The sequence below is a fragment of the Myxococcus sp. AM010 genome (assembly GCF_013372585.1).
GTDB lineage: Bacteria > Myxococcota > Myxococcia > Myxococcales > Myxococcaceae > Myxococcus > Myxococcus vastator.
In genome coordinates this window covers 133817-152149 of sequence record NZ_JABXEO010000002.1, presented here as the reverse complement: position 1 = coordinate 152149, position 18333 = coordinate 133817, and the positions used below count along the sequence as shown (strand labels likewise).

At 69.7% G+C, this 18333-nt stretch carries 14 protein-coding genes; 5 read left to right on the top strand and 9 right to left on the bottom strand.

Going from position 1 to position 18333, the window contains the following annotated elements; all coding sequences use genetic code 11:
• Positions 1 to 39: 39 nt before the first annotated feature.
• The 6 genes from HV826_RS02195 to cysS all read right to left on the bottom strand — a co-directional run bounded on the left by HV826_RS02195 (position 40) and on the right by cysS (position 9562).
• Positions 40 to 1497 carry a hypothetical protein gene (locus HV826_RS02195; protein WP_176415352.1) on the bottom strand — a complete coding sequence of 486 codons (1458 nt, stop codon included), beginning with the start codon at positions 1495 to 1497 and terminating at the stop codon, positions 40 to 42.
• 67 nt (positions 1498 to 1564) lie between these two features.
• On the bottom strand, positions 1565 to 2083 hold the full coding sequence (locus HV826_RS02190) for a DUF507 family protein (protein ID WP_013939209.1): 519 nt from the start codon (positions 2081 to 2083) through the stop codon (positions 1565 to 1567).
• A gap of 137 nt (positions 2084 to 2220) precedes the next feature.
• Positions 2221 to 4161 (bottom strand): excinuclease ABC subunit UvrC, encoded by a 1941-nt coding sequence (uvrC, locus tag HV826_RS02185; protein WP_176415351.1) that lies wholly within the window; start codon positions 4159 to 4161, stop codon positions 2221 to 2223.
• Between the two features lie 12 nt (positions 4162 to 4173).
• Positions 4174 to 6288, bottom strand: coding sequence for an excinuclease ABC subunit UvrB (gene uvrB, locus HV826_RS02180; protein WP_176415350.1), 2115 nt, complete (start codon positions 6286 to 6288; stop codon positions 4174 to 4176).
• Positions 6289 to 6341: 53 nt separating this feature from the next.
• On the bottom strand, positions 6342 to 8021 hold the full coding sequence (locus HV826_RS02175; protein WP_303623413.1) for a M28 family metallopeptidase: 1680 nt from the start codon (positions 8019 to 8021) through the stop codon (positions 6342 to 6344).
• 47 nt (positions 8022 to 8068) lie between these two features.
• Positions 8069 to 9562: a cysteine--tRNA ligase gene (gene cysS, locus HV826_RS02170; protein WP_176415349.1), complete on the bottom strand. Its 1494-nt coding sequence runs from the start codon at positions 9560 to 9562 to the stop codon at positions 8069 to 8071.
• A gap of 98 nt (positions 9563 to 9660) precedes the next feature.
• On the opposite strand from cysS, the gene HV826_RS02165 reads away from it, so the two are divergent.
• Entirely contained in the window at positions 9661 to 11193 is a 1533-nt protein-coding gene (locus HV826_RS02165; protein WP_255217005.1) for an FHA domain-containing protein, read from the top strand.
• Here the strand turns inward: HV826_RS02165 and HV826_RS02160 are convergent.
• Complete coding sequence (locus HV826_RS02160; protein ID WP_176415347.1) at positions 11171 to 11818, bottom strand: hypothetical protein; 648 nt, start codon at positions 11816 to 11818, stop codon at positions 11171 to 11173. The genes HV826_RS02165 and HV826_RS02160 overlap by 23 nt on opposite strands.
• Positions 11819 to 11907: 89 nt before the next feature.
• Positions 11908 to 12402, bottom strand: a complete 495-nt coding sequence (locus HV826_RS02155; protein ID WP_163787447.1) for a CarD family transcriptional regulator — start codon at positions 12400 to 12402, stop codon at positions 11908 to 11910.
• 183 nt (positions 12403 to 12585) lie between these two features.
• Between HV826_RS02155 and HV826_RS02150 the strand changes: the two genes are divergently transcribed.
• Positions 12586 to 15054, top strand: coding sequence for a DNA internalization-related competence protein ComEC/Rec2 (locus tag HV826_RS02150; protein WP_176415346.1), 2469 nt, complete (start codon positions 12586 to 12588; stop codon positions 15052 to 15054).
• Entirely contained in the window at positions 15051 to 15305 is a 255-nt protein-coding gene (locus tag HV826_RS02145) for a hypothetical protein (RefSeq protein WP_174258753.1), read from the top strand. Before HV826_RS02150 ends, HV826_RS02145 begins: the two co-directional genes overlap by 4 nt.
• 12 nt (positions 15306 to 15317) lie before the next feature.
• Here the strand turns inward: HV826_RS02145 and HV826_RS02140 are convergent, their stop codons facing one another.
• Positions 15318 to 16520: a carbohydrate-binding family 9-like protein gene (locus HV826_RS02140; RefSeq protein WP_176415345.1), complete on the bottom strand. Its 1203-nt coding sequence runs from the start codon at positions 16518 to 16520 to the stop codon at positions 15318 to 15320.
• Between the two features lie 167 nt (positions 16521 to 16687).
• Between HV826_RS02140 and HV826_RS02135 the strand changes: the two genes are divergently transcribed.
• Positions 16688 to 17311, top strand: coding sequence for a hypothetical protein (locus tag HV826_RS02135; protein WP_240358752.1), 624 nt, complete (start codon positions 16688 to 16690; stop codon positions 17309 to 17311).
• A 165-nt stretch (positions 17312 to 17476) separates the two neighbouring features.
• Positions 17477 to 18247 (top strand): YqjF family protein, encoded by a 771-nt coding sequence (locus HV826_RS02130; protein WP_176415344.1) that lies wholly within the window; start codon positions 17477 to 17479, stop codon positions 18245 to 18247.
• Positions 18248 to 18333 lie beyond the last annotated feature (86 nt).

The following is an 18333-nucleotide window of genomic DNA, read 5'->3' as shown; positions in this document are numbered from 1 at the left end:
ACCTGAAGGGCGAAGCCTTGTCGCTCCGCCCACCCGCGCTCAAGGCCCAGGCGCGGCGGGCGCGGGCGCGGGCGCGGCGGGAGCACCAGTCGTCGCGGGAGCGGCTGGAGCCCCGGCCGTCGCGGGCCCCGACACGGGAGAAGGCGTCGCCGGCAGCGGGAGCGCAGGCGCGGCGTTGAGCGGCGCGGGCGTCCCCAGCAACGGCGCCGGAGGTCCGGCATTCAGCGGCGCGGGCGTGGTCAGCAGCCCCGGCAGCGGCACGGCCGGATTCGAGTTGAGTGGCGGCTCGGTGGCGATGATTCCCGCGCTGGACTGCCCCGTGCCGACGAACGCATCGAACGAGCCCGGCGCCAGCGGCTGCACGGTGAATGAACCGAAGGTGGACGTGGGCGGCGTCGCAAACGCCCCCGTCGCCGTGCCACTCCCGGGCGCCCCCACCACCACGGTGGTCCCATCCAACGGCGCCACCGGGAGCTGTCCCGAGTATGTCGCGGGCGTGTTCGTCACCGCCGGCACCGGCAGCTCCCCACTGATGACCTCGGGCGTCACCGGCGCTCCTGGCACCGCCGGGGTCGGCACGGGCGTGGTCGCCAGGCCTCCTGGAGCCGTCGCCGGCACCGGCACCCGCGTGACGGCCCCTGTCCTCGCCGCTCCGTCCAACCCCGCCGTCCCGCTGCCTCCGCTGGCCGACGGCGCGGGTGGAGGCGAAGCGGTGACGGGCGCCCCCACCGTGGCGGAGGGCGGTACCGGCGTCAGCGAGCGCCAGCTCAGCGGCGGATTGCCCGTGTTCTCCACGAAGGGCCGCGAGCTCACCGCGGCGCCGCCCACGTCAATGGCCACGTCCTCGAACACGAACTGGATGAAGCCACGCGGCTCGACCCGCGGCGGGAGGTTCCACACCAGCACCACGAGCTCCGTGTCGTCGTAGCGCGCCTGCCGCAGGAGCCGGTGGGTGTCGTCATCCGCGTACGCGCCAGCGGCCAGCGCCGCCGCGTGCACGAAGGCCGTGTCCGTCAGCAGCTGCCCGTTGCGCCAGACACTGCCCACGCCCCACACCGCCACCGCGGCGTGGGTGCGCGTCATCGCCGTCCAGCCCAGGCCACTGTCGCCATAGAGGGGGACGTCCAGCAGCACGCCGCCGCCAATGGCATGTTGAGGCGGGCGAGGAAGCGGGCCCGAGCCCCCCTGCCCCTGCTCCGGAGGGAAACCAGGCCGCGTCAGCTCCACCCGGAACTCCGTGGCCCCCAGCCGGAAGGACGCCTCCAGCGTCCCCTTGTCGCCATAGGTGGCGCCCGGAGGGGACACGCGGTCCTCCACCGTCAGCGACGCGCTCCCCGTGCCGCGCTCGGCGAGGTCCGTGAAGGGAAGTGAGCCTTGGATGAAGAAGCCGTCTGGCTGTTCGGTCCTCGCGCTGGCCTCGCGGCCCTCGAACGTGAACCCGCCTGGCGCCGCCGCCAGTAAACCGGACAGAACGAACGTGGTGAAGGGTCCCGCCATCGACGCTGCCTCCTTGGTTTACAAGGTAGGCAGCGGAGCGGGGAACGGCATGCCCCACCCCTGCGAACTAGATGAGGCCGCGCGCCCTGCGGATCTGCTCGACCGTCTTGTTGTACTCGATGTCGAAGGCGCTGGTGCCCTCCTGCAGGTGCTTCAGGCGGGAGCGGGCTTCCTTGTCGATTTCGTCGTCCACGTCGAGGTGACGCTTCATGACGGCGAAGATCTTCTGACGCAGCCCGTTATCCGCCGAGTACACCTCTTCGACGTTCCGGCTGATGAGCAGGAACTCAATCATCTGGTTGATGACGTACTCGATGCCCTCGTCGCCCATCTTGAAGCCGCGGACGTCCGCCATCTCGCGCTTCACCTGGTTGAACTTGGAATAGTCGTAGCCGCGACGCTCCAGCGCTTCACGCGTCGCCTGGTTCACACGCTCCTCGTTCGCAAGGTACTCACGCATGATGGCTGACAGGTCCATCTCGGCGTCGGCCACGCGCATCGGCTCCACCTCGATGTCCCCGTCCTGCATGAGCTGCTGAATGGCCTCGCGCGAGATGATCGGGATCACCTTCGGATACAGCCTCATGTCGGTCCCTCGCCCTCTGTGAAACGTGCTCGGAATCGTCAACCGCTATAGTTCAGCGCCGAGCCCAGTCGCAATGAAAAACCCCAGGAACGTCGCGCTTCCAGCGCACTTCCCATCAGGTCTGCAGCGGAAATTAATCACGCCGCCCCGGGTGGCGACCCTCCCTGCGTTTTTTCGTCGACGGGTTCGTGCGCGTCGTCAAGGGAAGCCTCCCGTACGGGATCTTCCGCATCCTCTTCTGGATGCCCGTGGAGGCCCGCATGGACGCGTTCGGCCATGGCCGGCCCGACGACCTCCGCGAGCGCCTCGATGGAGGCGTCCCCCACCCGCTTGAGCGAGCCGAAGTGCCGCAGCAGCTGCTTGCGCCGCGTCTCCCCCACGCCAGGGATGTCCTCCAGCGCCGAACGAACCCGGCTCTTGCGCAGCACCTGCTTCTGGTAGGTGATGGCGAAGCGGTGGGCCTCGTCCCGCATCCGCGTGAGCATGAACAGCTCCGCCGAGTTCTGGGACAGGACGATGGGGTCCTTGCGCCCCACCACGAAGACGCGCTCGGGGCTCCGGGCGCTCTCCGCGTCGCGGTCGAACACCTCCAGGTCGCGGCTCTTGGCCAGACCCACCACGTCCACCGACTCCACGCCCACGTCCTTCATCGCCGCGTGCGCGCTGGCCAGCTGCCCCTTGCCACCGTCGATGACGAGCAGGTCCGGCAAGTCCTGCTCCTCCAGGCCCCGCTTCAGCCGGCGGGAGATGACCTCGTACATGCTGGCGAAGTCGTCCTGCTTCTCCAGCGTCTTGATTTTGTACTTCCGGTAGCGCGACTTGTCCGCGTCCCCGTCCGTCACCGCCACCTGCGACGCGACGATGGCCGAACCCTGGAAGTGCGAGATGTCGAAGCACTCCATGCGGCGCGGGAAGTTGCGCAGGCCCAGCCGCTGCTGGAGCCGGGACAGCACGGTGTCCGTCTCGTCCTTCGTGCGGCGGCGCTCCACGAAGGCCTGCTCGGCGTTCTTCGCCGCCATCTTCACCAGGTCCAGCTTCTCCCCGCGCTTGGGCACCAGGACCCGCACGCGCTCGCCCTTGCGCTCCGTGAGGAGCGCCTCCAGGCCCCCGGTGCCGTCCTCCAGCTCCAGCGGCAGCAGCACCTCCTCCGGCACGAAGCTGCCCTGGTCGTAGTAGAGGTTGACGAATGAGGCGATCAGCTCCTCATCGGGGAACTCCTGGCTGCCGAAGGGGAAGGCCTGCCCGCCGTTGAGCCGGCCCTGCCGCACCCACAGGACGTAGAACAGGATGCGGTCCCCCTCCCGGTGGAAGGCGAAGACGTCCTGGTCCTTGAAGTCGGTGGTGGCGACCTTCTGGCGCTCCAGGCTCCGCTCGATGGCGCTGAGCTGGTCGCGAATCCGCGCGGCCTCCTCGAACTTCAGCTCCTGCGCGGCGCGCTTCATGCGCAGGCGCAGGCCCTCCACCAGCTCCCCCGCCTTGCCCTCCAGGAACATCACCACCTCGTCCACGCTGTGGTGGTAGTCCTCCTGGGGCACCGGGTACACGCAGGGGGCGGGGCAACGGCCAATCTGGTGCAACAGGCAGGGCCGCTTTCGGTTGGCCAGCACGTGGTCGGTGCACGTGCGCAGGCGGAAGAAGCGGTTGACCACCCGCAGCGTCTCGCGAATGGCGCCCGCGCTGGAGTACGGCCCGAAGTAGCGCGCGCCGTCGCGCTCGTACTTGCGCACCACCTCCAGGCGCGGATAGGCCTGGGTGCGATCCAGGCGAAGCGAGATGAACTGCTTGTCGTCCTTGAGCAGGACGTTGAAGCGCGGCCGGTGCTTCTTGATGAGCTCGTTTTCGAGGAGCAGCGCCTCCTTCTCGTTGCTGACGAGCACCGTCTCCAGGTCACCCAGCAGTTGGTCCAACAAGGACACGAAGACGCGCGTGTCGCCGGTGCGGTTGAAGTACGAGCGCACCCGGCTGCGCAGGTTGATGGCCTTGCCGACGTAGATGACCTGGCCGCGGCGGTCCTTCATCAGGTACACGCCGGGCCCGGTGGGCAGCGCGTCCAGCTTCTCCAGGAGCTTCGCGTCCATGACGACCCCCGCCTACTTGCGGCTCCTGGCCCGCGAGGAGCGTCCTCCGCCCCCGCGCCCCCGGCCCTTCTTCGGGGCTTCCGCTTCCGCGCCCTTCGCCGGGGCCCGCAGCAGCGAGCGCGACGCCGGCTTGAGCCCCAGGTCCATGTCCTTCAAGAGCTGCACGCGGTCGCGGTACTCGGCCGCCTTCTCGAACTGCATCTCATCCGCGGCGGCGAGCATCTCCTTGGTGAACTCCTCGATGAGCCGCTTGAGCTCCTTCGGCTGGAGGACGTCGTCCTCGCCTTCGGCCGCCATCGGCAGGGCGCCCGCATCCCCCGCCTCGTAGGCCGCGTGCTCGGACAGGTCGGTGATGTTGCTCTTCACCGAACGCGGGGTGATGCCGTGCGCCTGGTTGTGCGCGCGCTGGATGTCGCGTCGGCGCGTCGTCTCCTCCAGGGCCTTCTTCATGGAGTCGGTGACGTTGTCCGCGTACATGATGACGCGGCCATTCACGTTGCGGGCCGCGCGGCCAATCGTCTGGATGAGGGAGACGTGGCTGCGCAGGAAGCCTTCCTTGTCCGCGTCCAGGATGGCCACCAGGGACACCTCTGGGATGTCCAGGCCCTCGCGCAGCAGGTTGATGCCCACCAGGACGTCGAACTCGCCCTTGCGCAAGTCACGGATGATGGCCATTCGCTCAATCGCGTCGATGTCCGAGTGCAGGTAGCGCACGCGCACGCCCACGTCGGCGAAGTACTCCGTGAGGTCTTCCGCCATGCGCTTGGTGAGCGTCGTCACCAGGACGCGCTCGCCGCGGGATACGCGCAGACGCACCTCCTCCAGCAGGTCGTCCACCTGGTTGCCCACGGGGCGAATCTCCACCTCCGGGTCCGTCAGGCCGGTGGGGCGGATGATCTGCTCCACCACCACGCCCTGCGACTTCTGCAGTTCGTACTCGGCGGGCGTCGCGGAGACGAAGATGGCCTGGGGCACCAGCTCCTCGAACTCACCGAACTTGAGCGGGCGGTTGTCCAGCGCGCTGGGCAGGCGGAAGCCGAAGCCCACCAGCGTCTCCTTCCGCGCCCGGTCGCCACGGTACATGGCGCCAATCTGCGGCACCGTCTGGTGGCTCTCGTCGAGCATCACCAGCAAGTTGCGAGGGAAGTAGTCGATGAGGCACGGCGGCGGCTCTCCCGCCGCGCGGCCGGAGAAGTGCCGGGAGTAGTTCTCGATGCCGCTGCAGTAGCCGACCTGCTCAATCATCTCCAGGTCGAACATGGCGCGCTGCTCCAGCCGCTGCGCCTCCAGCAGCTTGCCCTCGCGCTTGAACGCCTGCAGTTGCTCGGACAGCTCGTCGCGGATGGTCTGGATCGCGCGCCGGCGCACGTCCTCCTCGGCCACGTAGTGGCTGGCGGGGAAGATGACGATCTTCTCCAGCGCGCCCAGCGTCACGCCGCGCAGCGGATCGAACTCGGTGACGCGCTCCACCTCGTCGCCGAAGAAGCTGATGCGCACGGCCCGCTCCTCCTCGTAGGCGGGGAACACCTCGACGGTGTCGCCGCGCGCGCGGAAGGTGCCGCGGTGGAAGTCCAAGTCGTTGCGCTTGTACTGGGCCTCCACCAGCTTGCGCATGAAGGTGTCGCGGCCCATCTCCTCGCCCACCGCCGCGCGCACCGCCAGGTCCACGTAGCTGCGGGCCGCGCCCAGGCCGTAGATGCAGGACACGCTGGCGACGATGATGACGTCGTCCCGCGTGCGCAGCGAATGGGTGGCCGAGTGGCGCATCCGTTCGATGTTGTCGTTGATGGACGAGTCCTTCTCGATGAAGGTGTCCGTCGACGGAACGTAGGCCTCGGGCTGGTAATAGTCGTAGTACGAGACGAAGTACTCGACGGCGTTGTTCGGGAAGAGCGACTTGAACTCGCCGTAGAGCTGCGCGGCCAGCGTCTTGTTGTGGGCCATCACCAGCGTGGGCCGCTGCACGTTGGCGATGATGTTCGCCATCGTGAACGTCTTGCCCGACCCGGTGACGCCCAGCAGGGTCTGGTAGCGGTCACCCCGCAGGAGGCCCTGCGTGAGTTCGCCAATGGCCCTCGGCTGGTCGCCTTCGGGCTTGTGTTCGCTGACGAGCTGGAAGTCCGACATAACCGCGAGACTTAACACCGCGCGGGTGGGAAGGCCGGATGTTCGTGACCGCGCTACTTCGAAGTGTCCTGCCGCTGCAGCGCTTCCAGGGATTGCAGCCGGGCAGCCTCGAACTCATCCCCCTTGTTCCAGCGCGGCAGCCTCGGTTGCCGGGCGACATGGGCCCCCAGCAGGAAGAACAGGCGGACGTCTTCCACCGCGCCGGAAAAGTCCCAGTCCGGGCGCAGCTCGTCCGACGGCTGGTGGTAGTGCTTCGACTCCCAGACCTCCCGCTGCTGCTTGCCCCAGCCCTCCGGCTTGCCGATGAAGTCCATCCCACTGCCGAAGTACGCGGCGGGAATGCCGCGCTTGGCGAAGTTGAACTGGTCCGACCGGTAGAAGAAGCCCCGGTCCGACAGCTGGTCCGCCTTCACCACCCGGCCCTGCGTCTTCGCCAGGGCGACCAGCGTGGCGTCCAGGCTCGACTTGCCCAGGCCGATGACGGTGAGGTCGCGGGTGCGGCCATGGACATTGGCGCCGTCGATGTTGATGTTGGCGGCGACCCGGCCGTGGGGCACGGGCGGGTGCTCGGCCAGGTACTGCGAGCCCAGCAGCCCCTGCTCCTCGGCGGCCACGGCGGCGAAGAGGACGGAGCGGCGCGGCGCCTTGGGCAGGGCCTTGAAGGCCTTGGCGATGTTGAGCATCGCCGACACACCAGACGCGTTGTCGAGCGCGCCGTTGTAGGTGGTGTCCTCGCCCGGCTTGCCGCCTTCCTTCTTGCCGAGGTGGTCATGGTGCGCGGTGTAGAGCACCACCTCCTGGGACAGCTTGGGGTCGCTCCCGGGCAGCAGCGCCAGCACGTTGGCGGTGGGGCTGCGGCGCACCGTGTTGGTGAGGCGCGACGACACCGTCACCCCGAGCGGCACGGGCTGGAAGTCGCGTTGCTGCGCGGCGGCGTACAGCGCGCCCAGGTCCTTGCCCGCCAGTTGCAACACCCGGCGCGTGGCCTGCTCGGTCGTCCAGGCCTTCACCTGGAGGCGCGGCCCCTCCGCTGCGGGCAGCTCGAATTGCTCTCCCGTCCACGACGTCTGCACCACCTGCCACGGGTAGCCCGCGCTCGGCGTGGTGTGGATGATGATGGCGCCCGCCGCGCCCAGCTTCGCGGCCTGCTCGTACTTATAATCCCAGCGGCCGTACCAGAGCCGCGTCTTCCCGGCGAAGAGCCGCGGGTCATCCTCCGGGTCGCTGTTGAGGATGAGCAGCGTCTTGCCGCGCAGGTCCATCCCCTTGAAGTCGTCCCATTGGTACTCGGACGCCTGGATGCCGTAGCCCACGAAGACGAGCTCGGACGCCTCCAGCTTCGACTCGGGGGCCTGCACGCCGGACACGGCGATGAAGTCCTGGTGGAACTTCAGGTGCACCGCGCCCTCGGGCGCCTGGAACGACAACGCCTTGGGGCTGCTGGTGACGCCCATCAGGTCGAAGGGCTGCAGGTACGAGCCGTCCGTGCCCAGCGGCTTGAGCCCCAGCGCCTCGAACTGCGCGGCGATGTACGCCTGCGCGAGCGCGTCGCCCCGTGTGCCGGGACCACGCCCCTCCAGCAGGTCATTGGCGAGGAAGCGCACGTGCGCGCGCAGCACCTCCGGAGCGATGACACCGGACGCGGACTTCTCCGCGGGCGTCGTCAGCTGCACGCGCTGCGCGAGCGCGGGAGCGGAGCAGAGGGCGAAGAGCAGGGGCAGCGAGCGCATCATGGTGCCCGGAGCCCTAACACGAAGCCCGGGACACCCGAAGCACCGCCTCAGCCCTGGAGCGGCGCCACCTTCCACGTCGTGCCAGCAGGCGTGTCCATGATTTCCACGCCCTTCTGCTTCAGCTCGCCACGCACCCGGTCCGCGGCGGCGAAGTCCTTCGCCGCGCGGGCAGCGGTGCGCTCGCCCAGCAGGCGCTCCACCTCCGCCACGTCGATGTCGCGCTCGCGCACGGCGCGCGCCCGGCGGCGCAGCAGCCACGCCTCGGGCGCGTCCTCGAAGAGGCCCAGGACGCCGGACACTCCGCGAACGTCCTCACGCAGCGCCTGCAGGGTGCGGCCCACCAGGGCCTTGTCCTTCACGGGCGGCTTGTCGGTCAGCTCGTTCATCATCCCGAAGAGGCCCGACAGCGCGCCCAGGCCGCCCGCGGTGTTGAAGTCGTCGTCCATGGCGGCCTCGAACTCGGCGAAGAAGCGCCGCGGGTCGCCGTGCAGGGGCCCCTTGCCGAAGTCCTTCCCTGAGATGCGCTCGTCCACCTTGCGGAGCGTCTCGTAGAAGTACTCCATGCGCGTCTCCGCATCCGCCAGCGCCTTGTCGGAGAACGACAGCGGGTGGCGGTAGTGCGTGGCGAGGAAGAAGAAGCGCAGCGCCTCCGGGTCCACCTTGGTCAGCGCGTCGCGCAGGCGCACCACATTGCCCAGCGACTTGGACATCTTCGCGCCTTCCAGGTCCAGGAAGCCGCAGTGCATCCAATACCGGGCGAACGTCACGCCGTTGGCGGACTCGCTCTGGGCGATTTCGTTCTCGTGGTGGGGGAAGATGAGGTCCAGCGCGCCGCCGTGGATGTCGAACGTCTCCCCCAGGTACTTCGCGCTCATGGCGGAGCACTCGATGTGCCAGCCCGGACGGCCGGGGCCCCAGGGGCTCTCCCACGCGGGCTCGCCCGGCTTGGCCGCCTTCCACAGGGCGAAGTCGAGCGGCTCGCGCTTCTGCTCACCCGGCTGCACGCGGTCGCCCACGCACAGCTCGTCCAGGTTGCGCTTGGACAGCTTCGCGTAGTCCGCGTCGCTGCTCACGGAGAAGTACACGTCGCCCTGGGAGGCGTACGCGTGGCCCTTGTCCACGAGCTTCTGGATGATGGCGATGATTTCGGGGAGGTGGTCGCTCACCCGCGGCGAGAAGTCCGGCTCCAGCAGGTGGAGCGCCCGGGTGTCCTCCCGGAAGATCTCCACGTAGCGCGCCGCCAGCGCCACCGGGGGCTCCCCCGTCTCCGCGGCCGCCTTGATGATTTTATCGTCCACGTCCGTGAAGTTGCGGACGTACCGGACCTTCAGGCCCCGGTGACGGAGGTAGCGGACCACCACGTCGAAGGAGGTGAAGGTGCGGGCATTCCCGATATGGATGTAGCTGTAGACGGTAGGACCACAGACGTAGACCCCCACCTCGCCAGGAATGGCGGGCTGCAGCAGCTCCTTCTGCATGGTCATCGTGTTGAAGAGCCGAATAGCGGGCGGGGTCACGTGCGGCAATCCTCTCGGGTCCATAGGCGTGGGTGTGTCCCTCACTCTAGAGTCTCGGGTCGCGGACAGGCCAGTATTCGCAAGGGGTTCGTCGCCGCCCCCAATCTGGGAGAATGGGCATCATGGCTCCACCGAACCCCAAGCGGCCTCCTCGACCGCCCCGCCCGCCCGGTACGCAGGCGCCCCAGGATTCAGACGTGGAGCTGCCCTTCGACGACGACGAGGTGGACCCGCTCCAGGCGGACGACCCGCGTCCCCAGCGGGTTCCCCAGTTTCCCGCCGGCGCTCGCCGCAGCCGGCGCCAGGGCCCCGGAGAGCGCGCCAACAGCGACCGCGAGCTCGCCTCCCGCTTCGACACCTCGAATGAGTACTCGGACCCCGGGTACGCGCCTGCCTTCCTGTACGTCGAGCGAGGCCCCGGCGCCGGGCAGCTGGTGCCCATCAAACAGGGGGCGCTGGTCATCGGGCGGTCCTCCTCGTCCGACCTCCGCCTGCAGCACCCATCCATCAGCCGCCGACATGCGCACCTGACCCGCCGCGGCGACCGCTTCTTCCTGAAGGACCTCAGCAGCCAGAACGGCACCTTCCTCAACCGCCATCGCCTCGCCTCGGAGGTCGAGCTGATGCCAGGGGACGAGGTCTCCCTCGGCAATGCCCTGCTGCGCCTGCGCGGCCCCGGTGGAACACCCGCCCACGGGGTGCCCGCCGTCTCCCACGGCGACAAGCCGCCCTCGCGCAGGGCCTTGAGCGCGGTGGGGGTGGCCCTGGGCGCCGCGGCGCTGGGCTCGGGGGTGGCCGCGCTCATCGCGCTGCTTTCCATGCGGATGGCCGACGGAGCGGAGCACACACCCCCCGCTCCGCCACCGGCGGCCCCCGCCTCGCCGGCGGTGGTCGTGTCGGGTGCGCCCTCGCGGGTCGCCGCGGAAGCGCCCGCCGCGAACAGCGCCGAGAAGACAGGCGACACGGCGGTTGGCGCCGCGCCGGCCACGTCGGGAAATCCACCACTCGAAGCGGAGAACGCGCCCCTGACGCCCAAGGCCACGGGCATCAGCGCCCTGAACGTGGCTCGGGGCACCACGAAGCAGGTGCGCCCCGTGGCAGTGGCCCCCTCGAACGAGCGCACGACGGGGAGCAGTGAATCGGCGGCGAACGCCCAGCACCGGGTGCGCAGCCCGGAGTCAGCGCCCTCGAACAAGCGGACGGCCGGGGCGCTCGCTTCGGCGGCGACGCCATCCGACGCCAACTCCTCGAAGGAGATCGAGGTCCTGCGCCGCTACGAAGCGGGGGACGTGGCGGCGGCCCGGGACCTGGCCCAGGCGGAGAAGCTCACCGCGCTGCACGCACAGCTCATCCGCTTCGAGACAGCCGAGGCACAGGCGAAGAAGGCACTGGCGAAGCGGGACTTTCCGGAGGCCATCGCGCAGCTAACGGTTGCCCTCTCCGTGGACGATGCCCTGGCGCACGGCTGGAGCAAACACGGCCCGCCCCTGCGCAAGCAGTTGTCGCGGCTCCATGTCCAGGTCGGCGCGGAGCATGCCGCCGCGAGCCGGGTGGACGAAGCGCGCGCCGCCTTCGAGCAGGCCCTGAAGTACGACACCGGCAACCGCGAGGCCCGCGAGCGGCTCGGCCGGCTCACTGGCGCTTCAGCCCCCTGACCAACAGCATCGCGTTGAGCACCACGAAGGTGACCAGCGCCAGGCACACGAGCAGCAATCCCCTGTCCGCGCCGGGACGCTCACCCTCGATGAGCAGCCACAACCGGCCGTCCCGCGGTTGGAGCTCGCCCATGCGCTCCATCAAGGCCAGGGCCTCGCGATAACGAGCGGCCTCCTCTTGCGCCAGCAGCCGCCCTCGCACCGCGAAGGGGCGCTGGTCGGGCTGCGGTGGTGGACGGCCTTCCGTCCACTGCTCCCCCGGGAGCGCCGGCCGGCGCACCACGAAGGGCGAGTCGCGCAGCCCCACGAGGACATACAGCGCTCCGTCCGCGCGCTCATAGGCGCCCCGGACCGTGGGCACCCCATGCACCTGGGCGTAGCGGTTGGAGACGAGCGACTCGAAGCGGTAGGCCCCTTCCGCGCCCAACGTCAGCGGCACGCTCGGGGACAGGAAATACGACAGGTCCTTCCACTGCATGCCGAGCAGCGCCAGGCCCACGGCGATGGCCATGACCGCGGCCACGGGACGCACGCCCACGCGGCGGCGTGACAACCGGGCCTCGAGCTCCGCGATGCGGCGCGCTCGCGCCTCTTCCGTGGGGGACCGTGGCAGCGGCTCACTCATGGGCGGACATGATGTGGCATGAAAGACGAAGCCCCGAGCTCCCTGATTGGGAACCCGGGGCGACGAGTCTTGGACGGCAGTCCCGCGGCTCAGGCCAGATTGAAGATCTTCTTCAGGTCCGACTCGATTTCATCCTCGGTGCAGTCCTTGGCCAGCGACAGCTCCTTGATGAGCAGGGAGCGCGCCGTATCCAACATCTTGCGCTCGCCGAAAGAGAGGTCCTTGTCGCCCTTCAGGAGGTAGAGGTCGCGGAGCACTTCGGCGATTTCGAACACCGAGCCCGTCTTGATCTTCTCCATGTACTCCCGGTAACGACGGTTCCACGTCGTGGAGTCAACGGAGATGTCCTTCTCCCTGAGGATGGAGTAGACCTGCTTGACGTCCTCCTCGCTGATGATCTCCCGGAGACCGACCGACCCGACCTTGTTGATCGGAATCATGATCCGCATGCCGTTCTCCAGGATGCGCAGCACGTAGAAGGACTGGCGCTGCCCGGCCACCTCGGTGTGTTCGATACCCATCACCTCACCGACGCCCTGGCCCGGGTAGACCGCCTTGTCACCAGTCTTGAAGCTGGTCTGCACTCACTGCCTCCTTGAAAGACTCGTTCCCGGCCTCTCAGCCGGGCACTACTACCACAAACCACATCCACGGGCAACGATAACGCCTTGACCACCCAGGACGCGCCCGACTACGTTGTCGGTTTCTACACGCGGTGTCGGCAGATGTGTGCACCAGTGTGACGGGCGGCGGGTGGGGGTTGGAAGGTGGAACGTCATGCTTGGCGCGACCTGGGCGCGCGTCCTCTCTTCTTTCCCGCCCTGAGCCTGTCACTCGGAGCCCTCTGCGCCCCGGTAACAAGCACGTACGCGGAACCATTTCTCGTTTGCGGGCTTTTACTGGGAACACTCGGGCTGGCGCTTGCCAGGTTGCCTGGTGCGCATCTCGCCGTGCTGGCGTCGCTCTGGGCGGCGGGCGTGGGGCTGGCGCGCTGGGAATCCCAGGTGGAGGTGCCGGCGGAGCTGACCCGAGGCAACGCCATCGTCATCGAGGGAGAAGCGGAGCGGGTGGACCGCTTCGACGGGACGACGCGTGTCCGCCTGGCCGTCGCGCGGGCTGGCGTCGCCCCCGGACCGTTGGCGCCCGTCCGGTTCCGGATGAACCTGTCTCTGCGCGGCGACCCGCCGCCGCTGCTGCCCGGTCAACGTGTCCGGGCGGAGACGAAGCTGCAGCCCGACGCGCCTCCATCCAACCCGGGCGAGAAGGACTTCGGAGCAGCGCGACGGCGACAGGGCGTGGCCTTCACCGGAGGCATGGACGCGCGGCGCCTGGTGGTGCTCTCCGCTGCCCCGGCGTGGCGGGTGTCCTTGGAGGACACGCGCACGCGGCTGGCGGCGGCGGTCCATTCCGTGGCGCCGTCAACGGACGCGGCGGCGCTCTTCCTCACCCTGGCGGCGGGACAACGCGCGGCGCTGGATGATTCATGGGAGGAGGCCTTCTCCCGCGCCGGACTGGCGCACGTGTTGAGCGTCAGCGGGCTGCACGTGGCGGCGCTGGCGCTGATGACGCTCGCGGTGCTGCGGCGGCTGGTGGTGCGCACCGGGGAGCGGTGGCGCATGCTGGATGCGCGGCAGGTGGCGGCCCCCGCGGCGGTGCCCTTCGTCTGGGCCTATGTCGTGTTCACCGACAACCAGCCTCCCGCGGTGCGCTCCGCGGTGATGGCCACGGTGGTACTGCTGGGACTGGCGCTGTGGCGGCGCGCGGACGGACTCAACGGCCTGGCCGCGGCGGCCGTGGTGCTGGTGGCCTGGGCGCCCTCCAGCGTGGCCGACCTGTCGCTGCGGTTGTCGTTCCTCGCCGTGCTGGGACTGGTGCTGCTGTCCCCGCCGCTGCGGCAGGCGCTGCCCCTGGCCGAGCCCGACCCGTCCGAGCCCCACCGCGTCCGGCGCTGGTGGGGGCAAGCCCAGGAGACGGTGGCGCAGACGCTGTGCGCGAGCGCCGCCGCGACGCTGTCGGGGCTCCCCATTGTCGCGGCGACCTTCGGACGGGTGAGTCTCGCGGGGCTCATCTCCAACGTGGTCGCCCTGCCCTTGTGCGGGCTGCTCACGGGCCTGGCCGCGGGGGGCGCCGCGCTCTTCGTCGTGGCCCCCGTGCTGGCCACACCGGTGCTGTGGGCCGGCGCCTGGGCGTCCGAGCTGCTGCTGGTCATCACCCGGCTCTTCGCGGCGGCGCCGTTGGCCTCGGTCGAGGTGCCGTCCCTGGGCGTCCTGTCGGCGCTCTACGCGGCGGGGCTGTTGACGTGGGCGCTGGGCACGGGGCGCTGGCGGCTGGGAGGCCTGTTGGCGCCCGCGGCCGTCGTCGCCGCCATCCTGGCGCCGGCGCTCACGCCGCAGCCCGGGCTGCGCGTCACCTTTCTCTACGTGGGGCAGGGCGACGCCGTGGTCGTCAGCTCCGGAGGTGAGCACATGCTCGTGGATGGCGGCGGCGTTCCAGGCGGCATGGACACCGCGGAGCGCTACATCCTCCCGTACCTGAAGCAGGCGGGCATCTCCCGGCTGGACCTCGCCGTGCTGTCACACCCGCATCCGGACCATGCGCTGGGGCTGGCCTCCGCGCTGAAGCAGGTTCCCACCCAGCGGCTGTGGATGCCCGCGGGCGATGGAGACGGCCCCCTATCACGGCAGGTGGTGGCCGCGGCGGGGACGGCGCTCGTGGAGGAGGTCGAGGTGGGCCGCCCGCCCCTGCGCCTGGGCGAGGCGACCATCGAAGTGCTCGGGCCACCGGAGCTGGAAGCGCGCGAGCTGCTGGAAGGCGCGAATGACCGAAGCGTGGTGCTGCTGGTGCGCCACGGCGACGTCACCGTGCTCCTCACGGGCGACGTGGAGGCGGATGGAGAGGAGGCCCTGGCGGAACGGCTGGGTCCGGTGACGGTGATGAAGGCCCCTCACCACGGCTCGCGGACCTCGTCCACGCAGGCCCTGCTGGCACGCACGCGCCCACGGCACGTCGTCTTCTGCGTGGGCCGGCGCAACCGGTACGGCTTTCCCCACGAAGACGTGGAGGCGAGATACCGGGCGCTGGGAAGCGAGTGCTGGAGAACCGACCACCATGGCGCCATCACCGTGGAGAGCGACGGCCAGGACGTCCGCATGCTCACCTTCCTGCCCCACGAGCCCTCCCCCCGGGTCATGCCGGTTGCGCGGGCGGAGGGCTCGTCACCAGATTGGGGTCGATGATTCCAGAGGATATCGACCTGCAGCAGCTCACCGCCGACCTGAAGAACGCGCTCGGCCCGGGAGAACCCATCGGGTACCTCCGCGGCAAGTCGGTGATGCGCAACCTGCTCGTGGACATGCGGGGCTTCTCGGAGTTGGAGGCGGAGGAGCTCATCGACACGATGGAGCTTCGCGGCTTCCTCCGCTTCCTGGGGGACCCCACCGAGCGCTCCGTCGCGGACGCACACTGGGACATCAGCCCCCACGCGTGAGCGCGGCCCTCCCTACTCGAAAACGAGCCAACCGAAGCGCGGCAGCGCATGAAAGTCGCCGACGAAGAGGGGCGAGAAAGACTGCCCCTCCACCGTGCGGCGGTCATGGTGCTCCAGCCGGTAGAGGTTGAAGCGCCAGCGGTCACCCGGCCGGGGCGGGAGGTGCGGGACTTCGGCCAGCCGGTCAAAGGGAATCCGCAGCTCCACTGACCAGCCCTCGTCGCGGTCCGCGCCCTCATCCAACGTGCCCCGCACCTTCACGGCGGACGTCATCCCTGAATCCCAGGAGCGGTCCATGCCCTGCCGGCGGGCGGGGAAGTATGCGTCGAAGATGACGTTGTGCGGTGACACCTGGAGCTCGTTGTACGTGCGTCCGTCCGCGTTGGCGTCGAGGAAGATCTCCACCACCTCCTCCTCGTAGATGGGGTCATCGCGCTTGCGCAGCGTGCCCCACACGTCCGGGTCATCCAGGTCGAAGGCCACGTAGAGGAACGTGCCGTCATGGACGAGCCGCGCCTCGGTGCGCAGGCGCGCGGCGCTCCCGTCGAAGCTCCGGCGCAGCACCACCGGCCTGGCCTGCTTCCACGCCGCGTCGTCGAGCACACCGTCGATGGTGGGCGGCTGGCTCACGCGCGGGACGGCGTATTCGGGCAGCTCCTGCGCGGCCCCTCCCAACTGCGGCCCCAGCATGCGCTGCGAGCCATCATGCGCCTTGGCGTCGTCCACGGGCAGCCGGGAGTCTCCTCGCCAGAAGCCGAGCATCACGCGCGCGGGCGTGCCTGGCATGGGCACAGAGTGGACATCCTCGATGACCTTGCCCACCGGCCATGACGCCAGCGGCGCGGCGCCACCCTGTACCTCGTGGTCCGCGTTCGTGAGCATGCCGCCGCTGGCGGGGTCCACGACGTGGACGAAGAAGGCGAAGCCCCGCGGCGGCGGGCGGACCGCCTGGAAGTAGTGGGCCAACCGCACCTGCGTGCCGGGCGCGGCCTTCTCCGGCGACACCTTGGAGCCCAGGTACACCACCGCTCCACCGGCGAACGTCGCGCCGCTGCGGAACGTGAGGTCCGCGGGCGCCGCGTCCAGGGAGCGGAGCTGCGTGGGCCCGGGAAGGCGGGGCGTCTGCTGACGCGGCCCGGCCTGCTCATCACGACAGGCGGCGGCGAGAAAGGTGACAGCCAGCAGCGGAGCGAGGGCGGAGGACGGGAGACGCATCGGGGCCGCGCATCCTAGCGGGCTTCGCGTCCAATGGGTTCACCCCGAGGTGAGCGAGCAGGCAACCCTCGTGACGCGCTCGCCCTGGAGTCCCGGCAATTGTCATGCCGGGCGGTGGCTCCCATCTTCTCGCCTCAACCGGTGGTTCAGGCCCAAGGGAGGCGCGAATGAAGACTCTACTCAAGGTGGGTGCGGTGGTGGGTGTGCTGGGAGCAGGGAGCGCCATGGCACAGGAGCGACTGGAGTCCTCCGCGGACATGCGCGGACTGACGTTCCTCGTGGGCGGCGGTGTGGAGGGCTACACGAACGCGCTGGGGTCCGACATCAACCCCGGCCTCGGCTATGGCGTGACGGTGGCCATCAAGCCCACGAAGGTGCTGGGCCTCGAGCTGGGCTACTCGGGCGCCCTCAACGAATTCGACCAGCGCGTGGTGACGGGCGCCCGGGGCGGCCCGGACCTGGTGCGAAACGGCGCGCACGTGGTGGCCACGCTGGGCCTGGGTGCCGCGCCCGTGCAGCCCTACGTGCTGGGCGGCGTGGGCCTCAGCCGGTACAACGTGCGGGCGCCCACGCTCGCCTTCGCGGATGACACGGTGGGCAACATCCCGGTGGGCGGAGGCCTGCGCATCCACAGGGGCAACTTCACCGCCGATGCCCGGCTCCAGTACAGCTTCCTCCTGGACCAGCAGTTCGCGGCGAACGTCCCGCCCGGCGACGTCACGATTGGCGACCGGAACTTCAGCAGCGGCGGCAGCTACGCGGGCACCGTGAACATCGGCGCGACCTGGTAGCGACGCGGCCGCCGGTGCCTGGGCACGCGCCATGCCCGGGCACCTGGCCTCCGCGTCGCGCTCCCCTGTCGCAGAATGCCGGCTTCTGCGAGGGGTGAGCGCGAGGCACGCCCGCCCTCCCAGGCTGAGTGGCGTTGGGAGAAGGCCCCGCATTAGGACGAAGGCATGCGCCCTTTCCTCACGGCGGAGTGGCGGTATCTCGTCATGCTCAACTACGAGGTGGACCCGGAGGTGCTCCGGCCCCTCGTCCCCCGCGACACGGAGCTGGACACCTGGCAGGGCCAGACTTTCGCCAGCATGGTGGGCTTCCGGTTCCTGGACACGCGCGTGCGGGGCCTGCCCGTGCCGTTCCACCGGAACTTCGACGAGGTGAACCTGCGCTTCTACGTGCGCCGCCTCGGCCCCGAGGGCTGGCGGCGAGGCGTGGTGTTCGTGAAGGAAATCGTCCCGCGACAGGCCATCGCCACCGTGGCGCGCGTGCTCTACAACGAGCCGTATGTCGCGCTGCCCATGCGACACGTCGTGGAGATGGAAGGCGCGCACACCGGCGCCCCTGGCCGCGCCGAATATGCGTGGAAGGCGGGGGGACGGTGGCAGCACCTGGCGGCGACGACGCTCGGGCCGCCGCGGGCCAGCGCCCCTGACTCCGAGGCGGAGTTCATCACCGAGCACTACTGGGGCTACACCGCGCAGCGGGACGGCGGCTGCGCCGAGTACCGCGTGGAGCACCCCCGCTGGTCCGTGTGGCAGGTGGACACCACCGCGCTCGATGTCGACGTGGGAGGCCTGTACGGCGCGAGGTTCGTCCCCTTCCTGCGCGGCGAGCCCAGCTCCGCCTTCGTCGCGGACGGCTCGGCCGTGGCCGTGTATCCCGGCACGCGAACGGGCCCCGATGCCGGCCAGTCGTCAGCCTCCGAGACGCCCCGCGCCGCCTGAGCAGGCGCCGCGTCTCCTCCGCGGGTGTCTCGCGCTTCGGACGGCCCCCATCGCCACCGGGACGCACGCGGACGGCAAGTCCGCGG